This is a genomic window from Hassallia byssoidea VB512170 (genome assembly GCF_000817785.2).
GTDB lineage: Bacteria > Cyanobacteriota > Cyanobacteriia > Cyanobacteriales > Nostocaceae > Hassallia > Hassallia carrinoi.
In genome coordinates, this window is the sequence record NZ_JTCM02000060.1 from 1 (window position 1) to 24,153 (window position 24,153).

Annotated in this window: 19 protein-coding genes; 7 read left to right on the top strand and 12 right to left on the bottom strand. The window is 45.3% G+C overall.

All coding sequences use genetic code 11. The features are described from left to right. Positions 1-469 precede the first annotated feature (469 nt). The 7 genes from PI95_RS21860 to rpsT all read right to left on the bottom strand — a co-directional run bounded on the left by PI95_RS21860 (position 470) and on the right by rpsT (position 12,196). Positions 470-4,594 (bottom strand): DNA-directed RNA polymerase subunit beta'', encoded by a 4,125-nt coding sequence (locus PI95_RS21860; protein ID WP_039753580.1) that lies wholly within the window; start codon positions 4,592-4,594, stop codon positions 470-472. After that, positions 4,587-4,775: a hypothetical protein gene (locus PI95_RS21865; protein WP_163519085.1), complete on the bottom strand. Its 189-nt coding sequence runs from the start codon at positions 4,773-4,775 to the stop codon at positions 4,587-4,589. Before PI95_RS21865 ends, PI95_RS21860 begins: the two co-directional genes overlap by 8 nt. Before the next feature lie 20 nt (positions 4,776-4,795). Then, on the bottom strand, positions 4,796-6,673 hold the full coding sequence (locus PI95_RS21870; protein WP_039753578.1) for a DNA-directed RNA polymerase subunit gamma: 1,878 nt from the start codon (positions 6,671-6,673) through the stop codon (positions 4,796-4,798). Positions 6,674-6,848: 175 nt separating this feature from the next. After that, positions 6,849-10,148, bottom strand: a complete 3,300-nt coding sequence (rpoB, locus tag PI95_RS21875; RefSeq protein ID WP_039753576.1) for a DNA-directed RNA polymerase subunit beta — start codon at positions 10,146-10,148, stop codon at positions 6,849-6,851. Between the two features lie 24 nt (positions 10,149-10,172). Beyond that, on the bottom strand, positions 10,173-10,580 hold the full coding sequence (locus PI95_RS21880; RefSeq protein ID WP_039753575.1) for a hypothetical protein: 408 nt from the start codon (positions 10,578-10,580) through the stop codon (positions 10,173-10,175). A 473-nt stretch (positions 10,581-11,053) separates the two neighbouring features. Continuing rightward, positions 11,054-11,839, bottom strand: a complete 786-nt coding sequence (locus tag PI95_RS21885; RefSeq protein ID WP_039753574.1) for a TatD family hydrolase — start codon at positions 11,837-11,839, stop codon at positions 11,054-11,056. A 63-nt stretch (positions 11,840-11,902) separates the two neighbouring features. Further along, positions 11,903-12,196 carry a 30S ribosomal protein S20 gene (rpsT, locus tag PI95_RS21890; protein WP_039754222.1) on the bottom strand — a complete coding sequence of 98 codons (294 nt, stop codon included), beginning with the start codon at positions 12,194-12,196 and terminating at the stop codon, positions 11,903-11,905. Between the two features lie 645 nt (positions 12,197-12,841). On the opposite strand from rpsT, the gene hisD reads away from it, so the two are divergent. The 3 genes from hisD (at position 12,842) to PI95_RS21905 (ending at position 15,452) form a co-directional block, all read left to right on the top strand. Further along, positions 12,842-14,143, top strand: coding sequence for a histidinol dehydrogenase (gene hisD / locus PI95_RS21895; protein WP_039753573.1), 1,302 nt, complete (start codon positions 12,842-12,844; stop codon positions 14,141-14,143). Positions 14,144-14,401: 258 nt separating this feature from the next. After that, the gene (locus tag PI95_RS21900) at positions 14,402-14,827 is read left to right on the top strand and encodes a universal stress protein (protein WP_039753572.1); all 426 of its coding nucleotides are present in this window, start codon (positions 14,402-14,404) and stop codon (positions 14,825-14,827) included. Positions 14,828-14,855: 28 nt separating this feature from the next. Beyond that, positions 14,856-15,452, top strand: a complete 597-nt coding sequence (locus PI95_RS21905) for a Uma2 family endonuclease (protein WP_039753570.1) — start codon at positions 14,856-14,858, stop codon at positions 15,450-15,452. Between the two features lie 200 nt (positions 15,453-15,652). Here the strand turns inward: PI95_RS21905 and PI95_RS21910 are convergent, their stop codons facing one another. The 4 genes from PI95_RS21910 to PI95_RS21930 form a co-directional block, all read right to left on the bottom strand. Continuing rightward, on the bottom strand, positions 15,653-15,919 hold the full coding sequence (locus PI95_RS21910; protein WP_039753569.1) for a type II toxin-antitoxin system mRNA interferase toxin, RelE/StbE family: 267 nt from the start codon (positions 15,917-15,919) through the stop codon (positions 15,653-15,655). Continuing rightward, positions 15,916-16,143: a hypothetical protein gene (locus PI95_RS21915; RefSeq protein WP_039753568.1), complete on the bottom strand. Its 228-nt coding sequence runs from the start codon at positions 16,141-16,143 to the stop codon at positions 15,916-15,918. Before PI95_RS21915 ends, PI95_RS21910 begins: the two co-directional genes overlap by 4 nt. A 663-nt stretch (positions 16,144-16,806) precedes the next feature. After that, the gene (locus PI95_RS21925; protein ID WP_052325843.1) at positions 16,807-17,034 is read right to left on the bottom strand and encodes a DUF4351 domain-containing protein; all 228 of its coding nucleotides are present in this window, start codon (positions 17,032-17,034) and stop codon (positions 16,807-16,809) included. Between the two features lie 96 nt (positions 17,035-17,130). Next, positions 17,131-17,517, bottom strand: a complete 387-nt coding sequence (locus PI95_RS21930) for a hypothetical protein (protein WP_039754220.1) — start codon at positions 17,515-17,517, stop codon at positions 17,131-17,133. Positions 17,518-17,803: 286 nt separating this feature from the next. Between PI95_RS21930 and hslO the strand changes: the two genes are divergently transcribed. The 4 genes from hslO to PI95_RS21950 all read left to right on the top strand — a co-directional run bounded on the left by hslO (position 17,804) and on the right by PI95_RS21950 (position 23,414). Beyond that, positions 17,804-18,703, top strand: a complete 900-nt coding sequence (hslO, locus tag PI95_RS21935; protein WP_039753565.1) for an Hsp33 family molecular chaperone HslO — start codon at positions 17,804-17,806, stop codon at positions 18,701-18,703. Positions 18,704-18,859: 156 nt separating this feature from the next. Beyond that, complete coding sequence (locus tag PI95_RS21940) at positions 18,860-20,896, top strand: hypothetical protein (protein WP_039753563.1); 2,037 nt, start codon at positions 18,860-18,862, stop codon at positions 20,894-20,896. A gap of 406 nt (positions 20,897-21,302) precedes the next feature. Continuing rightward, a complete protein-coding gene (locus PI95_RS21945) occupies positions 21,303-22,538 on the top strand; it encodes an LL-diaminopimelate aminotransferase (RefSeq protein WP_039753561.1) in 1,236 nt (411 codons plus the stop codon). Positions 22,539-22,844: 306 nt separating this feature from the next. After that, the gene (locus PI95_RS21950; protein ID WP_039754218.1) at positions 22,845-23,414 is read left to right on the top strand and encodes a Uma2 family endonuclease; all 570 of its coding nucleotides are present in this window, start codon (positions 22,845-22,847) and stop codon (positions 23,412-23,414) included. A 62-nt stretch (positions 23,415-23,476) separates the two neighbouring features. Here PI95_RS21950 and PI95_RS21955 read toward each other — a convergent pair whose 3' ends face one another. Then, a complete protein-coding gene (locus PI95_RS21955) occupies positions 23,477-24,106 on the bottom strand; it encodes a precorrin-8X methylmutase (RefSeq protein ID WP_039753559.1) in 630 nt (209 codons plus the stop codon). Between the last annotated feature and the right edge of the window lie 47 nt (positions 24,107-24,153).

The following is a 24,153-nucleotide window of genomic DNA, read 5'->3' on the forward strand; positions in this document are numbered from 1 at the left end:
CTTCTCCCAAAGGGAGACGCTTGCGCGAACGAGAGGCTTCTCTTCGAGACGCTTCGCGAACGCCAACGGCAACTTTGCATAATCGCGAACGGAGGAAGCCTCCGCTCAACGCGGCTGTCGCCCAAGTCAACGAGTTCCCGTCTTGGCGCCTTGCGTCGATGGGAATCTCGTTGACCCCTTTGGGGTCGGGAGACCCGCCCATGCGACTGGCTCAACTTTCCGCTTTTCGCTTCTTTAAAACAGCCTATTAGATTGTGTGACTTCTGTCAGCCAAATGGTAAGTGGGCGAAACTAAACGTAATAGGACTTACGCAAAGAAAGGCAACCGCAATCTTAGCGGCAAGCCGAGGCGATCGCGTCTAGGTTATTTGGTCTTAAAAGCGTAAGTCCTAAAGTAAAAAAATAAAAAACCCTCCCATTTGGGAGGGACGAATGTTGGAATGGTAAAAGAAATTTCACCCTTTACCTTTTATATTTCCTCGTCGAAGTCGTCTTCTTCCTCGTCTTCCTCGTCTTCTTCAAAATCGTCTTCTTCAACAAGGTCGCCAACTTCATCAGCAATCATCAAATCATCCTCATCATCTAAGATTGACGACGATTCTGTACGTCTACCGCCAAATCCTTCTGCCCCAAGTCCAGGAGAATCCAAATTATAAGCGCGAGCTGTGCGGTCATCTAACACCATATCCATCGGGTCATCGACTTCATCCAATACGCTGCTGCTGTCTGCGCTTCCATAGTCGTCAACTATACCCGTCTCTTCATAGGCGTTATACCCAGTACCGGCAGGAATCAATCGCCCGATAATTACGTTTTCTTTCAAACCGCGCAACCAGTCAGATTTACCTTCAATTGCCGCTTCCGTCAACACCCGCGTTGTTTCTTGGAATGATGCCGCCGAGATAAAGCTGTCGGTATTCAATGATGCTTTGGTAATCCCCAATAATACTGGGGTATACTGCGCCCTCGCACCGCCGGTGATTGCCATTGCTTCATTCACCTGCTCAATTTGCCGCAGTTCTACCAACTCTCCGGGCAACATCGTTGTGTCACCCCCATCATCTACCCGCACTTTCGCGGTCATCTGCCGCACAATCACTTCGATGTGCTTGTCGGCAATATCAATTCCTTGAGATTGATACACCATTTGCACTTCGTTCACCAAGAAAGTCTGCACCTTCTGCAAAGCAAGACTTGCACAAGCATACACCCCATCTTCAGAACCAAGACTAAAGAACACCTCCAAAATTTCGTGCGGATTGGCAGGACCGTCACTCAACGGCTCTCCTGCTGCGACGGTCGCACCATCTGTCAGCACCAAATTTTGCCCAGGTCCTAAAGGATAATCGGTGACAACACCATTCGGCTCGATGACTTTAGCAGCGATCGCCTCATCACCATCACCATATACAACCGATACTTCCCCGGCTCTCTTTGCCAAAATACACGCCTCTTTTGGCTTGCGTGCTTCTAGCAATTCCTCAATTCTCGGCAAACCTTGAATAATGTCTCCCGTCTTCGCCCGTTCAAACACCAACAACACCAAATTATCACCGCGTTGCACCAAATCCCCATCCTCTATCTGCAACACCGCTCCCGGCGAAACTCGATAAGGACGACCAATGCGAATCGACACAGTGTAAGAAGAGGCAGGGGGGAAGGGGGCAGGGGGCATGGGGGAAGAGGGGGAAGAGGCAGGGGGCAAGGGGGAAAGATTTCTCTCTTCTGCTCCCTGCTCCCTGCTCCCTGCCCCCTGCCCCTCTCCCTTCTTCACTTCCAGCACTTGCCCAGACAAAGGAGCAAATACTCCTGGGGCAATTTCCGAACCCTCTACCAGCAAGTCCCCCTTCTTCACCTTCGGCGCACTTGTCGTGTTCACCGTCACCATGTCCGTATGACGCAACACCAAACAGCGACGCACTGTTTCGCTTCCTTTTTGCACTCCCCGGACAATACCCCCCTCCTTACACAAAATTTGGGTACGGGCAACTACAGCACCAGGAGCGATACTTGCTTGTGCTTCCACCTCCAAACTCGTAGTCGTGCTACCTTGAGTCGCATCGGCGGTAATGTCGCGACGCACTATCAAAGATTCCAAAATCACCAATTGCAAACGAGAAGTTTCCGAACCCTCACCATCACTCAACAACTCAATATCCGCTGCTAATGGCGAAGCGTTGTGGTCGGCGTCACCCTCAGTCTCAATTTCCAACACCAGTTGCGTCCGCAGCAACTCCACGCCTTCCACCGACTTAACCCGCTCAGAATCTTTATAAGGCAGTCGTTGCACCGCCCGCAACTCAATACTGCGCCCCGTCTGCTGACTAACCGATGTCGTTGAAGGCACATCCGGATTATTCGGTACCGCGAACTCTTCTACCGGACGACTCAGCAGCGCAGGACCTTCTGGCGACTCTATATATTGGATGTAGCGCAGTTCGCTCACCACTTGCCCCAATAACTCCTCACCCGGCTGAACAAAAGTATTATCTCGTCCAATCACCGCTTCCGGGTCGTCCACCATCAGCAGTTCTCCGGGCTTAATCACCACCTCCCTCAAAATGTCGTTTTTCTGGGTGACTTCCACCACGCCGTTGTTTGATGCGAATATATCCTTAACAACTTCTGTGCCAGCCTCCACATACTGACCGTCTTCCACCAACAGCAGCGATATATCTTTATTTACCTCATGAGTTTCTTCCGGAATCCACAATAATGTGCCTCCTTGAACTACCTCATAACCCAGCTTCGCCTTGCCTTTTTTCTGCACCTCCACACCGGCGTATTTCAACAACCCACCTGTATTGGTGCGATAGCGATCGTCAATTAACTCCGCCACAACTTGACCATTTTGCACTTTTGTGCCTGGAGTTGCTCTGAGGTTAAAGACTTGGTTGTGAGCAGTGGAAATAAGGTAATTATTGCGACCTTGGGAACTTTGCACCGTCACCGTTGCCTGATCCAAAACCACACTAGCGGTGATAATCTCAATTTCCCTAGTACTCTTACCCACTTGCGCTTCTGGCAAGCGGACTATACCGCCATGTAAAGTAGTTAACTTGGTTTCTGCCAAGACACCATTTGTCTCAATTGCATCACCATTATTCACTACCAACTCCGCTCCAGGTGGCAAGTTATATACTTCCCCAGACAAAATCCAAATCAAACCACCCCGCGCCGCTGTGGTCGTTGTGTTGCCTTGACGGTCTGTTTTTTGCTCTGGCACCACTTCCGCAAACTGCACTTCCCCAGCCAAATCGCTGGCGACATCTTTAACAGCCTTTTCAGTATTTGCCCGAGTTGTCCGTCCGCCAAGTGCCACTTCTGCCAGCAACTGACCAAGCTTTACTTGCTGCCCATCGACTATATATAGTGTCGAACCTTGGGTAACGGCAATTTCAATTGAACCAGATGTCGTTTCCAACGAAAGCGTACCGTTTGCTTCCACAAACAGCGAATCTTCCCCGTGTCGAGTGCGATATGCTCTGGTTTTCAACTTGCGCGGCAGGCGAATGGTACCATCTTTTTCGGCACGCACTTGTTTTGCTACTTCCCCGGTGAATACACCACCAGTGTGGAAAGTCCGCATCGTTAGCTGCGTCCCCGGTTCGCCGATACTTTGAGCGGCAATAATTCCTACCGCTTCACCCAAATCTACCATCTTCGCGTGTGCCAAACTCCAGCCATAGCAGTGTTGGCAAACACTACGCGCTGCTTCACAAGTTAAAGGCGATCGCACCACCACCGATTGCACGCCGCTTTTTTGAATCTCGTGTGCTAACTCGTTACTAATTGGCGTATTGCGCGGGGCAATTATTTGTTTGGTGGTGGGATGCACCACATCTTCTGCCACTACCCGTCCCATCAAGCGCGTGCCGATGGGAATCAGGATTTTGCCACCTTCTATCATCGCTCCGAGGGTAAGTCCCCTGGTAGTGCCGCAGTCAAATTCCCGCACAATCACATCTTGGGATACATCCACCAAACGACGGGTGAGATATCCAGAGTCAGCAGTTCTTAACGCCGTATCTACCAATCCCTTACGAGCGCCGTAAGAAGAGATAATATATTCGGTAACGGTCAATCCTTCGCGGAAGTTGGTTTTAATCGGCAAGCCGATAATTTCCCCTTGGGGATCTGCCATCAACCCGCGCATCCCCACCAATTGGCGCACCTGGGAGATGTTACCCCTAGCACCAGAAAACGCCATCATATATACGGAGTTGAGCGGGTTAGTACTCTTAAAGTGCTTCACCACTTCATCTTTCAGCGCTTCCGATGTTCCGTTCCAAGTATCAATTACTTTTTGAAAACGTTCTACTTCCGTAATTTCACCACGTTGATAGCGTTCTTCCGTGGCGCGAATTTCTTCTTCTGCGGCATCGAGGAGCGATCGCTTGCTTGGCGGCACCATCAAATCATCTACACTAATCGAAACTCCGGCTTTGGTGGCGTAGCGAAAGCCTAAGTCTTTTAACTTATCCGCCATCACCGCCGTTCGCGCCGTGCCACAATTGGTGAACGCCCAAGAAATTAAATTTCTCAGTTGACCTTTGTCAACGATGCGATTGCGAAAAATCAGTTTTTCAGTCATTAGTAATTGGGAAAAAGGTAATTGGGAAAAAGATAATTGGGAATTGGGCAATGGGCATTGGGCAATGGGCAATGGGCATTGGGCAATGGGCAATGGGCAATGGGTAATAGGAATAAAAAGAAGCTACACGTATTTCCATGCCCCATGCCCCATGCCCCATGCCCCATGCCCAATGCCCCATGCCCAATGCCCCATTCCCTACTAACTAGCTAACGCTTCTTGGATCGCCTTGTTATAAATAACGCGACCTGGAGTTGTGCGTATATATTGAGAAATCAAATTCCCTGACTTGTCTTGTCTGACACGACGGAATTTATACAGCAACGTCCGAGTACCATCGGTATTTTCTTCAACCTTCACGGGTTCGGTATCTGCCACATCAGTTTCTACTTCGCCATCAAACCGCACAAATACATAAGCGTGCAAATCAACTTGCTGCTGTTCGTAAGCCATAATCGCGTCATCCAAAGAACCGAAGTATTTTCCTGCGCCCTTTGTCGCATCCGGATTTTCCGCAGTTAAATAATACGCCCCCAATACCATATCTTGGCTGGGTGTAATAATTGGCTTACCGGTTGCCGGCGACAATATATTGTTAGAGGCAAGCATCAACAACCGCGCTTCTGCCTGAGATTCCAGCGATAAAGGTACGTGTACTGCCATTTGGTCGCCGTCAAAGTCAGCGTTAAAAGCCGGACACACTAACGGATGCAACTGAATTGCTCTACCTTCTACTAAAATCGGCTCAAAAGCTTGAATTCCCAAACGGTGCAGTGTCGGTGCCCGGTTTAACATCACCGGATGCCCTTCAATCACTTCTTCCAACACATCCCAAACACTGGGGTCGTTGCGAGAAATCAGCTTTTTCGCGGCTTTGATGTTATTCACCATACCAGAGCGAATTAAGCGATTAATCACAAACGGTTGAAATAGCTCGATCGCCATTTCTCTCGGCAAACCGCATTGGTGGATTTGTAACTTTGGTCCAACGACAATTACAGAACGACCCGAATAATCAACCCGCTTACCCAACAAATTCTGCCGGAAACGTCCTTGCTTACCTTCAATAATGTCAGACAAAGACTTCAGCGGTCGGTTATTTGCTCCTACCACCGTCCGTCCCCGACGACCATTGTCGATCAAAGCATCCACCGCTTCTTGCAGCATCCGCTTTTCGTTTCTGACAATAATTTCCGGTGCTAAAATTTCTTGCAGCCGCGCTAAACGATTGTTACGGTTAATTACCCGGCGATACAAATCATTTAAATCGCTCGTGGCAAAGCGTCCACCATCCAACTGCACCATCGGGCGCAAATCCGGAGGGATTACTGGAATCACCGCCATTACCATCCACTCTGGCAACGAACCAGTAGCGATGAAGTTATCAATCACCCGCAACCGCTTAATCAGCTTCGCCCGTTTTTGTCCTTTGGCGTTACCAATTTCTTCGCGCAAATTTTCCGCTTCTTGCTCCAAGTTGATATCAGCAAGCAACCGCAGCAGCGCTTCTGCCCCAATTCCTACCTCTACACCCTGAAGCTGAGAATCTTCCGCATAAATCTGGTCTTCAATTTCCAGCCACTGGTCTTCACTCAATAGCTGTTTATAAGTTAAAGTTTCCGCATTACCTTTGCTGAGGACAACATAAGAGTTGAAATAAACTATCTGCTCGACATCCCGCAAAGGCATATCCAGCAAAATCGAAATGTAACTGGGGATACCCTTGAGATACCAAACGTGCGCTACTGGTGCCGCCAGTTTGATATAACCCATGCGGTGACGGCGCACGCGTGATTCGGTGACTTCCACCCCACAGCGTTCGCAGACAATACCGCGATGGCGCACTCTTTTATATTTACCGCAGTGACATTCCCAGTCTTTCGCAGGTCCAAAGATGCGCTCGCAAAAAAGCCCGTCCATCTCTGGCTTCAAAGTTCGATAATTAATCGTCTCTGGCTTAGTGACTTCACCTACCACCTGACCGTTAGGCAAAGTTCGCTCGCCCCAAGTCCGAATCCGTTCTGGGGAAGCCAAGCCGATTTTCACATAGTCAAACTGATTAGTTTGTGCGTTTCTCATATATTTTTTGAAGAGGGGCAAAGGGGAAAGGGGAAGGGGGAAAGGGGTTTTCCAAGAGGGGGAAAGGGAAAAGGAAAAAAGGGGAAAGGCGAAGAGTATCTTCACTCACTTCTCGACTGATTTTAAATAACTCCATCCCTTTCCCCTTTCCCCTTTCCCCTTTACCCCTCCTTCTTTACTCGTCGTCTTCCATCGATTCTCGCGATAGAGATTCGTAAGTTGGGCGTGGGGGAGTGCGGCGCGTTCCTTGGTCTGCCATCAAATCAACTTCTACATCCAAAGAACTACCGTCAGCTTGGGTTTCCACTTTATGCACGGCTATGTCTAACCCCAACGATTGCAATTCTCGCATCAACACTTTGAATGATTCCGGTGTACCCGGTCGCGGAATTGCTTTGCCTTTAACGATCGCATTCAAGGCTTCGTTTCGTCCTTGCATGTCGTCAGATTTCACAGTCAGCAACTCTTGCAGCGTGTAAGCCGCCCCAAATGCTTCCAGCGCCCATACTTCCATTTCTCCAAAGCGCTGACCGCCTTGTTGTGCTTTACCACCCAAGGGTTGCTGTGTCACCAATGAGTATGGACCTGTCGAACGAGCGTGAATCTTATCATCCACTAAATGCACCAGCTTCAACATATAAGCGACACCTATCGTCACCGGTCTATCAAAAGGCTCGCCAGTCCGCCCATCAAACACCATGATTTTGCCAGGGTCATCCGGGTTATATACCCAGTTTCTCCCCGTCTCATCTCGTGCTTCTTGCAACTTACCATGCACAATTCTTCTAGATGACTCCTCCCCATACATTTCGTCAAAAGGCGTAATCTTAAAGCGCACTCCCAAAGTGTGACCAGCCCAACCGAGCAAACACTCAAACACCTGCCCCACGTTCATCCGTGATGGCACGCCCAACGGATTGAGCACAATATCCACCGGCGACCCATCCGGCAAATAAGGCATATCTTCCAATGGGAGGATGCGGGAAATAATTCCCTTATTCCCGTGACGCCCTGCCATTTTGTCGCCAACTTGGATTTTTCGCTTTTGCGCTACATACACCCGCACCACCATATTCGCTCCCGGTGGCAATTCGTCGCCTTGTTCGCGGGTAAATAACCGCACGTCAACCACGCGACCTTTTTCACCATTCGGCACTCGCAATGAGTTATCGCGCACATCCCGCGCCTTTTCACCGAAAATTGCCCGCAGCAGCTTTTCTTCTGGTGGTTGGTCAGATTCACCTTTGGGGGTAACTTTTCCGACTAATATATCCCCCGCATCTACCCATGCCCCAATGCGAATGATTCCCTGTTCATCCAAAGAGCGCAAAGCATCTTCCCCAACGTTGGGTATTTCTCTGGTGATTTCCTCTGGTCCTAGCTTCGTCTGTCTTGCCTCAATTTCATATTTTTCAATGTGAACCGAAGTATAAACATCTTCCTGCACCAACCGCTCGGAAATCAAAATCGCATCTTCGTAGTTGTAACCTTCCCAAGGCATGTAAGCGACGACAATATTTTGTCCCAGCGCTAATTCTCCACCTTCAGTAGAAGATCCATCCGCCAACACTTGACCTGCTACCACCTTCTCACCCATCCGCACCAGCGGCTTTTGGTTCAAACAAGTGTCTTGGTTAGAACGCTGATACTTAGAAATCTTGTATTTAATTTCGTTTTGGCTTCCCTTAGGACGAACGCGAATTTCTGTAGCATCAACATAAGTTACATCCCCATCAGTCCGCGATACAATCACCATCCCAGAGTCACGAGCCGCTTGCGCTTCCAAACCAGTCCCCACTAAAGGACGTTCTGGCTTCAACAACGGCACCGCTTGCCGTTGCATGTTCGACCCCATCAGCGCTCGGTTGGCGTCATCATGCTCCAAAAAGGGAATCATGCTGGTGGCAACCGACACAATCTGCACTGGGGAAACTGCTACATAGTCAACTTGCTCAGGTGTTGTCGTTGTCCAATCTTGGCGATAACGCACCGGCACCGAAGGTCCAATAATGTAGCCGTTTTCATCTAAGGGGATATCCCCCGTCGCAGTCTGCAAATCGTCTTCTTCATCAGCCGTCATATAAACCGGCTGCACGTCAAACCGCACTTTGCCGTTTTCTACCGGACGAAATGGTGTTTCTAAAAAGCCGTATTGATTCACCCTGGCATGAGTTGCCAACGAACCAATCAAACCGGCGTTGGGTCCTTCTGGTGTCTCAATCGGGCAAATGCGTCCGTAGTGCGATGGGTGAATATCTCGCACCGCAAAACCAGCCCGTTCTCTGGTTAATCCCCCAGGACCAAGTGCCGATAAACGGCGTTTGTGAGTCAGTTCTGCCAAAGGATTGGTTTGATCCATGAACTGCGACAATTGGGAAGAACCAAAGAATTCTTTGATTGCCGCTACCAACGGTTTCGGGTTAACTAAAGATGCCGGTGTCAACACTTCCGCATCGGATACTGTCATGCGTTCGCGAATAATCCGCTCTAAGCGGTTTAAACCCACCCGCACCTGGTTTTGCAGCAATTCACCCACGCTTCTTACTCGGCGATTTCCCAGGTGGTCGATGTCGTCGGTGTTACCAATATCAAATTCCAGGTTGATTAGGTAATCTACCGCCGCTAAAATGTCAACCGACGTTAATACGCGAGTTGTTTCTGGAACTTGCAAACGTAACTTTTTGTTAAGTTTGTAGCGTCCCACCCGACCCAAGTCGTAGCGTTTGGCATCAAAAAAGCGCGAATCGAGTAACTGCTGTCCTCCCAATACTGTGGGTGGTTCACCAGGACGCAGTTTGCGATACAACTCCATCAAGGCATCTTCTTCGGAAAATTGCCCTTCTTTTTCGATGGTTTTTTGGAAATATTCTGGGTGACGCAGGGCGTCAAATATTTCGTTGTCTGACAGCGAGAGTGCTTTCAGCAGCACTTGCGCCGACAATTTGCGGGTTTTGTCGATGCGTACCCAAACTAAATCGTTACGGTCTGTTTCAAATTTCAGCCATGCCCCCCGGTTGGGGATCAAACTAGCAGAGTAAGTGCGGCGTCCGTTTTTGTCGATTTCTGATTTGTAGTATACGCCTGGGGAGCGGACGATTTGATTGACGATTACCCGCTCGGCACCGTTGATGATGAAAGTTCCGCGATCGGTCATCAAAGGCAAGTCGCCGATAAAGACTTCTTGCTCTTTGATTTCCCCGGTTTCTTTGTTAATTAATCTTGTCGGTACATACATTTGCACCGCGTAGCTACTATCCCGCCGTTTGGCTTCTTCGACGCTGTACTTGGGTTGCTTAAGTCTGTAGTTCTGACCCAAAAAGTGCAGTTCTAGTTTGCCAGTGTAGTCTGTAATCGGACTAAAGGAGTTAAGTTCTTCTATTAGCCCTTCTTCTAAAAACCAGCGAAAGCTTGAACGCTGGATTTCAATTAAGTCGGGTAATAAAAAGGCGGGTTCCATATATGTTTCTTTAGTCATGCCTCTACCTTTATCAATTGTGAATTATCGCTCGTACACTGCACAAGGGCGTTCGCACATGAAGGAGCCTCTCGTAGAGAAGCCTCTAGGAGAGCGCTTCTCGTCTTTCTTTGGGAGAAGAGAAGCGCGTCTTTGCAGGAGAAGGTTATCATCGAAGCGCCGATTTCCGTATTGGAAACTTATTTTTATACCAATTGACTGGCTATAAGTGCCGACAAACAAAGCACAGTAAGCTTTAAGAACTGATTTTGACTTTAGCGGGCGATCGCCCCGATTAAAGTCAATTACGGCAAAAATCCTGCTTTTGCGTTGGAGCAATTGCAGATGAAAGATATCTTGTTGATTTTTATTTGCTTTCCTCACTTCCACTTCTATGGTTAGCGCGTCAATTAGCGCACGAGTGCGCTCTACACTGTTCTGTCTTTTATACACGCACAGCCTTTTTCAAAGGGTGATGTTAAGAGACTGAAGCAACGCTCCGCTTTTATAAGCTCTAATCAGTATGGCTTTCTCTTGTTGGGTATTAATCACAAGTCAATTAACGGTTAACAATTTTTATAGATTAAATACAGATCTGCTTTCAAAGGACAAAATTTTAGCTTTAACGTAGTTGTTTTTGCAGGATGGTCGTGTATTTTTCGCATCCGCATGTAGAGAGAGGATGAAAAAGTGATGAAGCGTGAAACTTCAGTTTACTAATTTTTAGTTCCTTCCTTAACCATTATGGCGCAAGAAAAACATTTTTGAGGCAATAATACTAGCATATTTTTGCGCATGTGCGATTTTTATTTTTTTGCCGATTGAGGTAAGCCACTGCGTTGCGTATTTTATCGCCTATGAGCGCATGTGGCGTTAGAGTCAAAGTGGCGAAACAATCTTAGGGTGATGTATCCGGCTCACTTGAGCTAGAGTACTAACCCAAATAGTTTACAGGCATTCTCAGTAGTTTGAGTAGCGATCTGAGCTAGACTTTCCCCACGCAAACGAGCTATAGCTTCTGCTACATAACGCACGTAAGCTGGCTCATTGCGCTTTTCACCTCGTTTCGGAACCGGTGCTAAAAAAGGACAGTCTGTTTCAATTAACAAGCGATCTGATTGAACCAACACAGCTGATTGTTGAATGTCTATGGCGTTTTTGAAGGTGACGGTGCCACTAAAGCTGATATAAAACCCCAAGTCGATAAACCATTGAACTTCTTGTGGTTTTCCACCCCAGCAGTGCATGACACCTCGGATATTGTCTCCTTTAAGATTCCTCCATTTTTGCAATATGTCTCTCAGTTCTGATGCAGCATTCCGGCAGTGGATAATCACTGGTAAGTTGAGTTCACATGCGATCGCTAATTGAGCTTCAAACACCAAAAGCTGCTTGTCGTAGTTATCTGCTTTATAAAAATCCAGCCCCGTTTCTCCGATTGCTACCACTTTGGCATCAGAGGTAGCCAAAGATAATATTTCCTTTTCTGTTTGGCTATTCCATTTATGGGCATCTAAAGGATGTAAGCCTACAGCAAAGCTGATTTCGGGACATGCGTTAGCTATCGCTTGAATGCTGGAAAACTCTGATGGCTCGACGCACGAATGTACTAGACGTACTACACCGGTTTCTTGCCATCGCGATCGCACTGCTGCTAAATCCGGTTGAAAAAGGTCAAAGTTGAGATGAACATGGGTATCAATCAGCTGCATCGAGGGGTCCTTTGTCCTTTTTCAAAGCATGAGTCCTGATGACGAACTCATGACTGTTAACAGTTATGCTGATACGGTAGAGCTTTTTAGTTTTTTCGCCAATTTTGACTTTTTCCTCGCTCCATTGTTCGGATGAAGTACACCCCGCTTTACAGCTTTATCGATTTTGCTGTACGCCTCCGACATGCGATCGTCTACTTCTTTCTTTGATTCTGAGCTAGGATTAGCTGCATAGGTTGCTACAGCCGAAAGGTATTTTTTCATCAGCGTTTTCACTGCTGATTTATAAGCTTTGTTACGCAAGCGATTGCGTTCTGCGATCTTGGCGCGTTTCAGAGCAGACTTTGTATTCGCCACTGTCAATCCCAAAAATACTATTATTTATGTACACACACTACTAGGCTTACTAATATAGCATCTTTTTTGCCAATGTTATAATTCGGGCGAAAAAAATATCATAACTAAATTTTGGATTTAAATTTTAATTTTGACGGCAAGCAGAAAAAAAGACGTTAACTCACCTACATGGAGGATATGACGACAACTAAAGAAATGCGTTAAAATTAGGTACTCCAGTAAATAAGGACTTCTCGCCAAGAGTTACCAAGCGCTCAGACCGCCTTTGTGAAAATGTGTTGCTGTCCTGCAAGGATCTATGAACGGTTAAAGTTCAGTGGTGGAAATGTAGAGACACGATACCAAGCGCGTATCTACAAAATCAAGCTAATAAATTAGAAAATAGACAAAAATTATACTCAATGCTTACCTAAATTGCCAAAAAAAGGCAAGATGTTCAAACAAAACACCTCCACCGTTTGAGGTTAGAAAGCATACTTTCGCTGCGCGATCGCAACCCAAGTGCGATATGAAGCCTTGGGAGTATCAAAAAAATACAGGTTAAGCTAGAGAAGAGAATTAGGGTAAGCTTTGCGCCTAATTAGGTAAAGGGCAAAACTGATTCTCGGCGGGAATATTCGTTCATTTTGGCACTTTCCTTACTCCATGCTGCGAATTATTACTCAGCAGGCAGACGTCAGAGCAGAACTGCAACGTATCTGCGATCGCACCCATGATGAACAGGTGCATCACAAAGAAGCAACCGTGCGGGAAGTGTTGCAAGCAGTGAAGCGCCAAGGCGACAAAGCTGTATTGCACTACACTGCCGAATTTGACCACCAAACCCTCAATCCCGGTGAACTGCGCGTTTCCGGTTCCGAACTGGATACGGCTTATCAACAGGTGTCAAAGGACTTGCTAGAGGCAATTCGGCTCGCTAGCAGGCTTATTGAAGCGTTTCATCGTCAGCGAGTACCGAAAAGCTGGGTACACTTTGGCGATGATGATGTAGTGCTGGGTAAGCGCTACACTCCTGTAGACCGAGCGGGATTATATATTCCTGGTGGTCGAGCTGCTTATCCAAGTACGGTGCTGATGAATGCTATTCCAGCGAGGGTGGCTAATGTCCCCCGTGTGGTGATAGTAACGCCACCGGGAGCGCACAAAGCGATTAACCCAGCAGTGTTGGTAGCTGCCCAAGAAGCTGGGGTACAAGAAATTTATCGTGTCGGAGGCGCCCAAGCGATCGCCGCTTTAGCCTACGGTACAGAAACGATTCCGAAAGTAAATGTGATTACAGGTCCAGGTAACATTTATGTCACCCTAGCAAAAAAACTCGTATACGGTACTGTGGGCATTGATTCTTTAGCAGGACCAAGTGAAGTGCTAATTATTGCCGACGAAACCGCAAATCCCGTACATGTGGCGGCGGATTTGTTAGCACAAGCCGAACACGATCCGATGGCAGCAGCAATATTGTTGACAACGGATACAAGTTTGGCGAAGAACGTGCAAGTCGCTGTGGAAAGACAGCTAATAGATCACCCTAGAAGAATAGATACAGAAAAAGCGATCGCTCACTATGGCTTAATCGTCGTTGTCGAATCTCTAGAAGCCGCAGCTCAATTCTCAAATGAGTTTGCCCCCGAACACTTAGAATTAGAAGTCGAAGATCCTTGGGCATTAATTCAACATATTCGCCATGCAGGGGCAATCTTCTTAGGGCATTCTACACCAGAAGCTGTGGGAGACTATTTAGCTGGACCAAATCACACTTTGCCTACTTCCGGTGCTGCTCATTATGCTTCGGCATTGGGTGTGGAAACTTTCTTGAAACATTCGAGTATCATCCAATACTCCGAAACCGCCCTGCAAAAAGTGGCTGGCGCAATTGACGTACTAGCGACAGCGGAAGGCTTGCCTTCTCATGCTGATTCAGTTAGACGCCGAGTTCAAGAAGATGAATAATTACAAATTCTTAATTTTTTCTTAAACTTTTGGCAAAAGTTACCTAGTGGCTACAAACTGAAAGTTTAAACGGCGATCGCAAGCCAGGTGTTACAACGGAGGGCAACCTCCGAAGTACAGCAAATCGCGATGCTATTTACGCAGGGCGTAGCTTCCACGACAAAGGCACGTCCATATCGCTGCTCTTATTGTTGGTGTAACCGCCAACACATAAAGCAGGTAATAATGTGAAATGTCTACCTTGAGGAGACTACAGCGGTGCTAAATACTATTTTGGTAGCTCTGGACGGTTCAGAAATTGCAGAACGTGTAATTCAGACTTTACAGGAATTGGTGCTGCTAAAAGAAAGCAAAATAATTCTCTGTCATGTGTTTCCCACCCCAGAGTCGGAAATGGAACTATCGGCAGATCGTCCTCAAGGAGAGTCACCAACACTTTCTTATTTTCATGTAGAAAAACAACTGCAATCCTATCAGGAACAGTTGCCAGTCAACAGTGAATTAGAATTAGTAACTGGCGATCCGGCAGAAGAAATTATTCGTCTTGCGAATATTTACCAAGCTGACTTGATTATTATTGGCAGTCGCGGGTTAACTGGGATGAAGCGAATTGTTCAGGGTTCAGTTAGCAGTCAAGTGGTGGAAGAAGCTAATTGTTCAGTCTTGGTGGTGAAGTTGAATTAAAATCAGGTAAGGCAAATCAGATAATGCCATGACCACAACTCCAGCAGTCACTAAACGACTTACCTTTGAAGAGTATCTAGCTTATGATGATGGTACTGATACACGCTACGAATTGGTTGATGGAGAACTAATTCCCATGAGTTTGGGAAGTGGGCAACATGGGGGGGTAACAGAATTTATCAATGTTTGCTTTCGAGAAGAAATTCTCCGATTAAAGTTAGATTGGACATCTAAACAAATGGTTGTCGGTGTTCGTTCTCCCCGCGCTGGCAGATGGGATACATCAAGAATTCCCGATGTAGTTGTGCTTTTATTGCCCCAATGGCGAGAATTGAGAAACCGAGAAGCAGTTATTGAACTTAATGAACCACCTCCCTTACTTGTGGTAGAAGTTGTGAGCGAGTCAACAAAAACCGTAGATTATCGAGCCAAGCGAGTAGAATATAATATTTTAAATATTCCAGAGTATTGGATTGTCGATTTATTAACTAACAAAGTAACTGTCTTCACATTAATTGAAGAATTATACGAACCAGCAGAGTTTGTTGGTAGCGAGCAAATTCAATCTCAAATCTTTCCAGAATTAAAATTAACGGTTGAGCAAGTTTTAACAGCCGAAAATTAGAGAACAGATTTCAAGACTTATTACTTACTAAATAATGCCTATACTCTCTTTTTTGAGCTTTATGAGTAAACACATAATCTGATATATTATGTAATTTTATATAGACTAAACTGACTAGTTTTCTGACGATATTCCCGGATAATTGTAAGGATTACACCACCAATTCTAATAGTGAAATAGAATATATGTTTTCTTGGTTATTAACTTTCGTCTTTATAAATCTTGCTACGATGTCCAATTTCTACAACAGTCACCAATAAAATATCATCGAGAATATCGTATAAAATGCGATAATCACCTACTCTAATTCGATAACCATACTCTCTATTTTTTAACTTTTTAACTTCGTTGGGACGGAGTTCTGTAGCTAAATCATCAATTTTAACTTGTATGCGTTCTTGAAGTTCAGACGATAATTTTTTAAGTTGTTTTGATGCACCCTTTGAGATTTCAACTTTATAACTCACACTACTTCCTTTTTCAGTTCTTTTTTAACTTCTTCCCATGACATTGTGCCGTTAATCCGTATATCTTCCTTGGCTTCATCATAGGCTTTGAGATCGTCTTGTTCCTCTTCTTCATCTATACGTTTTAGTAATGCGAAAATCTCATCTAAAGTGCTATCGTAAGCTTGATTTAGCAGTACGTTGATAGCTTTGATTATCTCTTCTCTGTCTTGTTCGGTTTTCATTTTTATTTCTCACTTTCGGTTTTTAAGTCTAGTGTAGACGGGTTAATCATTCTTTAAAACTTATTTAATTTGAAACATTTCACCTATGTCTACCTGGAAATAACTACATAATTTAATAGCGACTTGGCAATCTATCCAGCTAAAACTATTTTTTAAATAACCTCTTATAGCGTTTTCACTCACTTCTAGTTTTTGAACTTTATAAGTAAACACATCATCAAATCGGTTACACCATTTCTCAAAGCACGGAGGCATGGCTGCGGGCATTGTCTCTTTCATCGAAAGTCACTTTGATGTGAAAACTATGCTGGTAGAGCATTATACCCTTTTTTATTCTTCTTTTTGTTTAAGTCCCACTAATGACTTTAAAAGCTAACGTAGGTAGGCTTTGTACGCGCAACCCCGCACACTTGAGTCTAATACGAAGTTGCATTGTCATTGGTAGTAAGGAAGTCCGAAGCGACGTTCACGCGTAGCGTCTGGTGACAGGAGAAGGAAGCAATAGAAATGGACTTTGAGCTACCACGAACTTAACGCAACTTGGTATAAGTCTCGTTATCTTTATGAGTGCAAGAGGTCTAATAATTTAAGGATTTATTAACGCTTTCCCACGTTGTACCTCAAAACAAGGGAAAACGAGGGAAAAAGCGATCGCATTCCGTTTTACTTACCCTGTTGTTCGACGAGCCAAGTTACCAAATCTCCCACCGAGGAGAAATCTAACAAAGCCTCACTTAAATCTTCCAAGCGATCGGTGGAAGAGGAGCGAATACGTGCTTGTAAATCAGCGTCGAGTGTACCGAACAACCGTGTCAGTGGACGCATAATCATTACTAACGCCTCTTCCTGTCTTCCCTCTTCTAAAATTTCTTGGAAAATGACTGACTGCAAAGCGCGAGCACATACGCTCCGAAGTGGACAGTTTTTTGGTGCGGTTTGTCAGTAAATGTCAGGTTTTGTCCAGTAAATAGTCTATTAGAAGATAACTCACCGCTTTTGAGTTGCCAAAAAGGTTCGCAAGCTTAACAAACTCAAGCTTTGCCCCAAATTCAACGGCAAAATTGATACTCCTTCCAAGCGGGACTGTACCCAACCTTCACCCCAGTACCATTCATGAAAGCCGTCGATACCTTGACTGAGTAGCAAGCGCAAACAGTTGGGTTTTGCTACGTCTACTTGATGATGAATCTTAACTAGTCCAATTGAGCTAGTAAACTGAAATCCTGAATGTAGTTCTTCAGGCATTCCGGGGGAAAAACGTTGCCCGATGAGCCATTTTTCTTGTTGCACAGGACGCAGCAGACTGTCTTTGATTGTAGCGGCTGATGCTTCAACTTCTATACGTAGTTGACTTTGTTGAAAATTACCGAACATTTTGAGAGCGATGGCTTTGCCAACGCGCTTGAGCGATCGCATTTTCTTTTAGTATGACAAATGTGGTTCATCAGATACGGGCTTGTTCAAAGGAAAATGAAAATTTCATTACACGACGGGCACGTTGAAATATTTCTTCAAAATTCCCTACTTTCGCTCAAGCGCGGAAAACCGCTTCTTTTCATACGGACATCTTTAACCATTGTTGCTTTGTTTGGTCACTTTTCTACGAGCTGATGAACTTAAAATAGAAAAAGTGAACTTGTTAAGAAATGTAAGGTTATTCATGGCGGATCAGTTAATTCGCGCCACAGCGGCTGATGGTGGAATTCGTGCAGTCGGTGTGATTACCACACGTCTGACAGAAGAAGCAAGGACTAGACACAAGCTTTCTTATGTAGCAACCGCAGCCTTGGGTCGAACTATGGCAGCTGGCTTGTTGATGGCTTCTAATATGAAGCGAGAAGGCTCTAGAGTCAACGTCCGAATTAAAGGCGATGGTCCTTTGGGTGGTATCTTGGTAGATGCTGGCTTAGATGGAACGGTACGCGGCTATGTAGAAAATCCGGCGATCGAATTGCCTCCCAATGCCAAAGGAAAACTTGACGTTGGTGGCGCAGTCGGTAATGGCTACCTTTACGTCGTTCGCGATGTGGGTTACGGCTATCCTTACTCTAGTACGGTAGAACTCGTTTCTGGGGAAATTGGGGACGATATAGCTCATTATCTGGTAAACTCTGAACAAACACCTTCTGCTGTAGTTTTAGGTGTGTTCGTGGGTGCAAATGGGGTGACTGCTGCTGGAGGCTTACTCGTACAAGTGTTGCCAAAAGCCGCTAGAGATGAAGAGCTAGTCGCAAAGTTAGAATCACGAGTGGCAAGTTTAGCTGGATTTACGCCATTGTTGCAAGCAGGCAAAACATTGCCAGAAATTTTTCAAGACTTGCTGGGTGATATGAATTTGGTGATTTTCCCAGAAACTCAAATGCTACGCTTTCATTGTGGTTGCTCTTTTAACCGCGTCCTCGGAGCGTTAAAAATTTTAGGAGAAGCTGAACTGCAAGACATGATTGCTAAAGATGATGGTGCTGAGGCAACTTGCGATTTTTGCGGCTCAGTATATCACGCAAGTAGCGACCAGCTAGCGCAATTAATTGACGATTTACATGCGGAATCTTCCGTTTAAAGATAAGTATAAAAAGATACGATTATTTCATTGCGTTAATGATATCTGTGGAGAGAGATAATTGAGACTAGCTTTTTCATGACGAGAAAGTTACTATGGCAACAAAGAAATTATCGAATCATAACAGATCGCTGTGAAATTATTTTGGTGTGAGAGATGACAGAGCGGGATATTCCAGAGAGTTGGTCATCAGCCAGAGCAACAGAGCCAGATGAAATAACCAGATTATCACGATCGCTGCCAATCGGCGATCGCGTGTCTGGTGTCCCAGCTAATGGTTCTACCTCAAAGTCAGTGAAGCGCCGAAAAAAACGCAATTCTGATAAAGAACAAGGGACAGCCAGCACTAGTTATGGTAAAATCCCCAACTGGATGAAAAGCTGGGTGTTATGGACAGTTTTATTAGCGTTGATTCCTGGCAGTATCGGCTTTATTTCGATGGCGATGCTGCTAAAGTTGCCATCGGCACCAAACTGTCCATCGATTTTTTGGCCCCTTGCTAGTGCATCGGTGCGACTGCACTGCGCTCAATTGGCAGCTTCTAAGCAGACGGTGAATGACTTGTTACAAGCGATCGCCTTAGTCAAGCAACTGCCAGAAAATCACCCACTACGGGCAGAAATTAATCGCAACCTAGAAGAGTGGTCGCGTTCGATTTTACAGCTAGCCGATCAAAGTTTTCAATCAGGGAAGTTAGACGAAGCGATCGCAACAGCACGTAAAATTCCTCAAAACCTCTCGGCTGATAAATTAGTAGATGAGCAAATTACCAAATGGCAGTCAATTTGGTCTAAGGGAGAAAACATTTACCAAAAAGCGGAAGAAGAACTACGCCAAGCACATTCGCAATCCGCTTTTATGGTGGCATCTAAATTGCTGCGGGTAGATAATAAATACTGGCAAACAGCTAAGTACGATCAATTAAATCGCTTGATTGTCTCAGCGCGAGAAGATGGCGAAAAGTTAGCAAAAGCCAACGGCTTGGCTGAAGACTCTGGAGTAGATAATCTACTAAAAGCCATCAAGATAGCTGAATCAATTGGGCAAGATAGTTACGTTTATCAAAAGGCACAGGCAACGATTCCAGTATTTGGACGGAAAATCCTGGCATTAGCACAGAAAAAGCTAGATCGTCGGGATGCGGATGAAGCGCTGGAAATTGTCGGCAAAATTCCGGCAAGTACAGGGCTAAAGTTGGAAATCGAAGACTTTACAGCTATAGCTGATGCCCAAAGAAATGCGTGGATCGGCAGTGTTTCTGGTTTAGAAACAGCGATCGCCCAAGCACAACAAATTGACCCCTCAAGACCAGTTTACGACAAGGCACAAAAACTGATTGCTCGTTGGCAGTTGGAAATTGAAGATGTTGCCAATTTAGAAAAAGCCCGTACACTGGCAAGTCAGGGAACAGTTAGCGATTTGAATGCAGCGATCGCTCAAGCGCGTCTTATCCCGGCTAATAATCCTCGTGGTTCTGAAGCTAGACAAGAAATGGGACGCTGGCGTGCCGAAGCTGAGACAATCGAAGATAAACCTTATTTGGAACGCGCTGAACAGATAAGTTTTATAGAAGATGTTAACTCATTGCAAGCAGCGATCGCCGAAGCAAGTCAAATTCGTAACGGTCGGGCATTGTATCCAGAAGCACGCCGAAAAATTCGCACTTGGACGGCGAAAATTCAGCGAATTCAAGATCAGCCATACTTAGATCAAGCGCGACAAATTGCTAGTACTGGCGATCTAGCCTCTGCGATTAAAGCTGCCGAACAAATTGCCTCGTCAGGACGCGCACTAAGTGGTGAAGCACAAGCATCTATAGACGATTGGCGAGGGCAAGTCCGCGCTAGAGAAAATTGGCGGAAAGCGCGGGAAGTGGCACTTGCTGGCACTCCAGAAGCTTTGTCAGAGGCAATACAGCTAGCGGATCGAGTGCCAAGTCGTAGTTTGTTACGCAATGACGTGAATCCGGCTATTGACCAATGGAGTCAGCAATTATTAGACATAGCCCGCTCTTTGAGTGAATCTGATATCGTCCAAGGTATTGAAATTGCAAAACTGGTTCCCCAAGGTTCTGCTGCTTACAGCGCAGCGCGAGAGCAAATTAGGAATTGGCGCGAGTTGCTCAAGCCTGAACCTGAGCCAGAGCCACAGCAATTTCCTGAGGAATCAACAACGACACCTGAGCAGCAGTAATATCAAATCTGGTTGTGAGATATTGATTTCGTTGCATTACCCGCCAGAGATTAAAATCTCTGGCTAATAGCTAAAGTCATCTCAAGATGACTAAATGAATCTTGGTCAAGCTTTTCAGTCCATTTTAATGGAATACGCGCTATTAGCCATGAACTAAAGTTCATGGCGGGATAAATGGTTAATTGAGAATAGTGCATTTCGCTCAGTTTAAATCAACAATAATTCTCATAAGGGTACAGCATTGCTGTACCCTTAATTATTTCTGTGTATCGATGCCAATTGTTTGCAGATGAATTTTGAACATCAAGATTGTGACTCTAAGGAATAATGTTGCACAATATTGAGGTTCCACTCAGCGTAGGCACTCTCCGGCTGATGTCGTATTTCGTGTTTGTCGCAATCTACTATGGCGAAAATTAACAACAATTTCCTTAAGCTCAAAGCAGGCTATTTGTTTCCAGAAATCGCTCGACGAGTCAATGCTTTCGCGGAGGCAAACAGTGATGCAAATATTATTCGGTTAGGTATTGGTGATGTCACCGAACCTTTACCTGAAGCTTGTCGCACAGCTATGATTAAAGCTGTCGAAGAAATGGGCGATCGCTCTACGTTCAAAGGCTACGGTCCAGAACAAGGTTATGCTTGGTTGCGAGAGAAAATTGCTTTACATGACTTTCAATCTCGCGGATGTGAGGTTGATGCATCGGAAATTTTCATTTCTGACGGTTCTAAGTGCGATACAGGCAATATTCTGGATATCTTTGGTAATGATAATGCGATCGCTGTCACCGATCCTGTTTATCCGGTGTATGTAGATACCAACGTGATGGCTGGACATACGGGAGCGGCTAATGATAAAGGTGAGTTTGAGGGTTTGGTATATTTGCCAATTACGGCAGAGAATAACTTCACCGCCGAAATTCCTGATAGAAAAATCGATTTAATTTATCTGTGCTTTCCTAATAATCCCACCGGCGCAACTGCCAGCAAAGAACATCTCAAGGCTTGGGTAGATTATGCTAAGTCTCATAACTCGATTATTTTCTTTGATGCAGCTTACGAAGCGTTTATCACCGATTCCGAGATTCCGCACTCGATTTATGAAATTGAAGGTGCAAGAGATTGTGCGATCGAGTTTCGCTCTTTCTCCAAAAATGTCGGCTTTACCGGTACTCGTTGTGCCTTAACGGTTGTGCCGAAGACACTCAAAGCCAAAGCTGCTGATGGTTCTGATGTGGAACTGTGGAAGCTGTGGAATCGCCGCCAATCTACCAAGTTTAATGGAGTGTCTTATATCGTCCAACGCGGAGCGGAGGCAATTTACTCTGAGGAAGGTTTAGCACAAACTCAGGCGCTTGTCAAGTTTTATATGGAAAATGCGAAAATAATTCGCGAGCAACTAACAGCAGCGGGATTGCAGGTATATGGCGGTGTAAATGCGCCTTACGTCTGGGTGAAAACGCCTAATAATTTGTCGAGTTGGGATTTCTTCGATAAATTGTTGCAAACTGTAAACGTTGTGGGAACACCCGGTTCTGGTTTTGGTGCTGCGGGTGAAGGTTACTTTCGGATTTCCGCATTTAATAGCCGGGAGAATGTGGAAGAGGCGATGAAACGGATTACCGAGAAGTTTAAAATGTAGATTGGGGTGGGCGATCGCGTAATTAGTTCTGTGCCTGTTCGTGTTATAAAATCGTCAAAGGCGAGTACGCGCTTGTTGCTAGGCACTGAAGACAGTTGAAAGTTCTTGTCAGCACTCTTGTGCGATCGCACAAGAGTGCTAGCTTATCCAAAAAGGCGAATATGCCCTGAAAGCAGTCGAATAAACTAATTTGGGTTGCAACGTATCGAATAGTTTTAACATTGTCTGCATAAGTTGCTGGATAAACTTTGGTGCAACTGAACAGATTGCTTTCATTATTGGCAGGGTTCTAAGGAGTAATTGCTGATTATGCTATCAACTCAGGTATCTTCAAACCTTTCGCTAGAAGAGTTTCTGAAATTGTCAGAAACCAAACCTGCTAGTGAATATATCGACGGACGTATCTACCAAAAGCCAATGCCACAGGGAAAACATAGTACAATTCAAACTGAATTAGTCTCTGCCATCAATCAAGTTGGTAAAGAACAAAAATTAGCTTATGCTTTTAGTGAATTACGCTGCACATTTGCGGGACGCTCTTTAGTTCCAGATATTGCTGTGTTTGAATGGCAAAGAATTCCTCTTGATGCCAAAGGGAGAGTTGCTAATAAATTTGAAATTTATCCAGATTGGATAATTGAAATTCTTTCTCCCGAACAATCTCCAAACAGAGTTATCCGTAAAATTACATTTTCTATCCAAAATGGTACAAAGCTAGGTTGGTTTCTTGACCCTGAAGATGAATCTGTAATGGTTTTTCAACCTAACCAACTACCAGAAATTAAAGAAGGACAAGATATTTTACCAGTTCTCAGTGTATTAGGAGACTGGCAATTATCTGTTGCAGATGTATTCGCTTGGTTAAGTTTTACATAAAAAATTGGGCGTTGCGGAATTATCGCGCTATCAAACAAGATTAAAATTTCAACTTTAATTTTTTAATTTATCCGATTTCCATCTTGCCCGTAAGCTTGCCAAGCTAAATCTATCAGACCGTCGGCGATCGCAGCAGCAATCACAGCATTACCTTTGCGACTGTCAATTGTAATATTAGGTACGAGAGAATCTTGCAAACGTTCTTTAGCCGCATCCACATTTACAAATCCGGCTGGGGTGGCGATGATTAAAGCTGGTCGAATTTCTTCCGCTTCAATTAAATCAACTAGTGCTGTCAAAGCCGTTTGCGCTTGACCTATAATAAAAATGCCTTCTGGGTAACGTTTAGCTAAAGTTTCAATTCCCCAGGCAACACGAGTTTTATCTTTTTGGGGACGTGTCAGCGCTTCCATGCTGCAATACACCGGATTGGCAAAAGTATTTTGAATGTGTTGGGCGATACCCACTTGTACCATTGGCACATCTACAACAATCGTGGTACGCGCCGCAAGTGCTGCGGCTCCAGCTTGCAAAGCACGCTCAGAAAACCGAATTAAATAATTATACTCAAAGTCAGCCGTTGCATAAATTACCCGCCGGACAATTTCATACTCTGCGGGTGAAAAGACATGTTCGCCAATTTCACTATCAATGATTGCCAAACTTTGAGCATCAGTTACGTGCCATTCCATCGGTATCAGCTTCTCTAGAGCTTTCAGCTTACAGCTTATCAGCAATA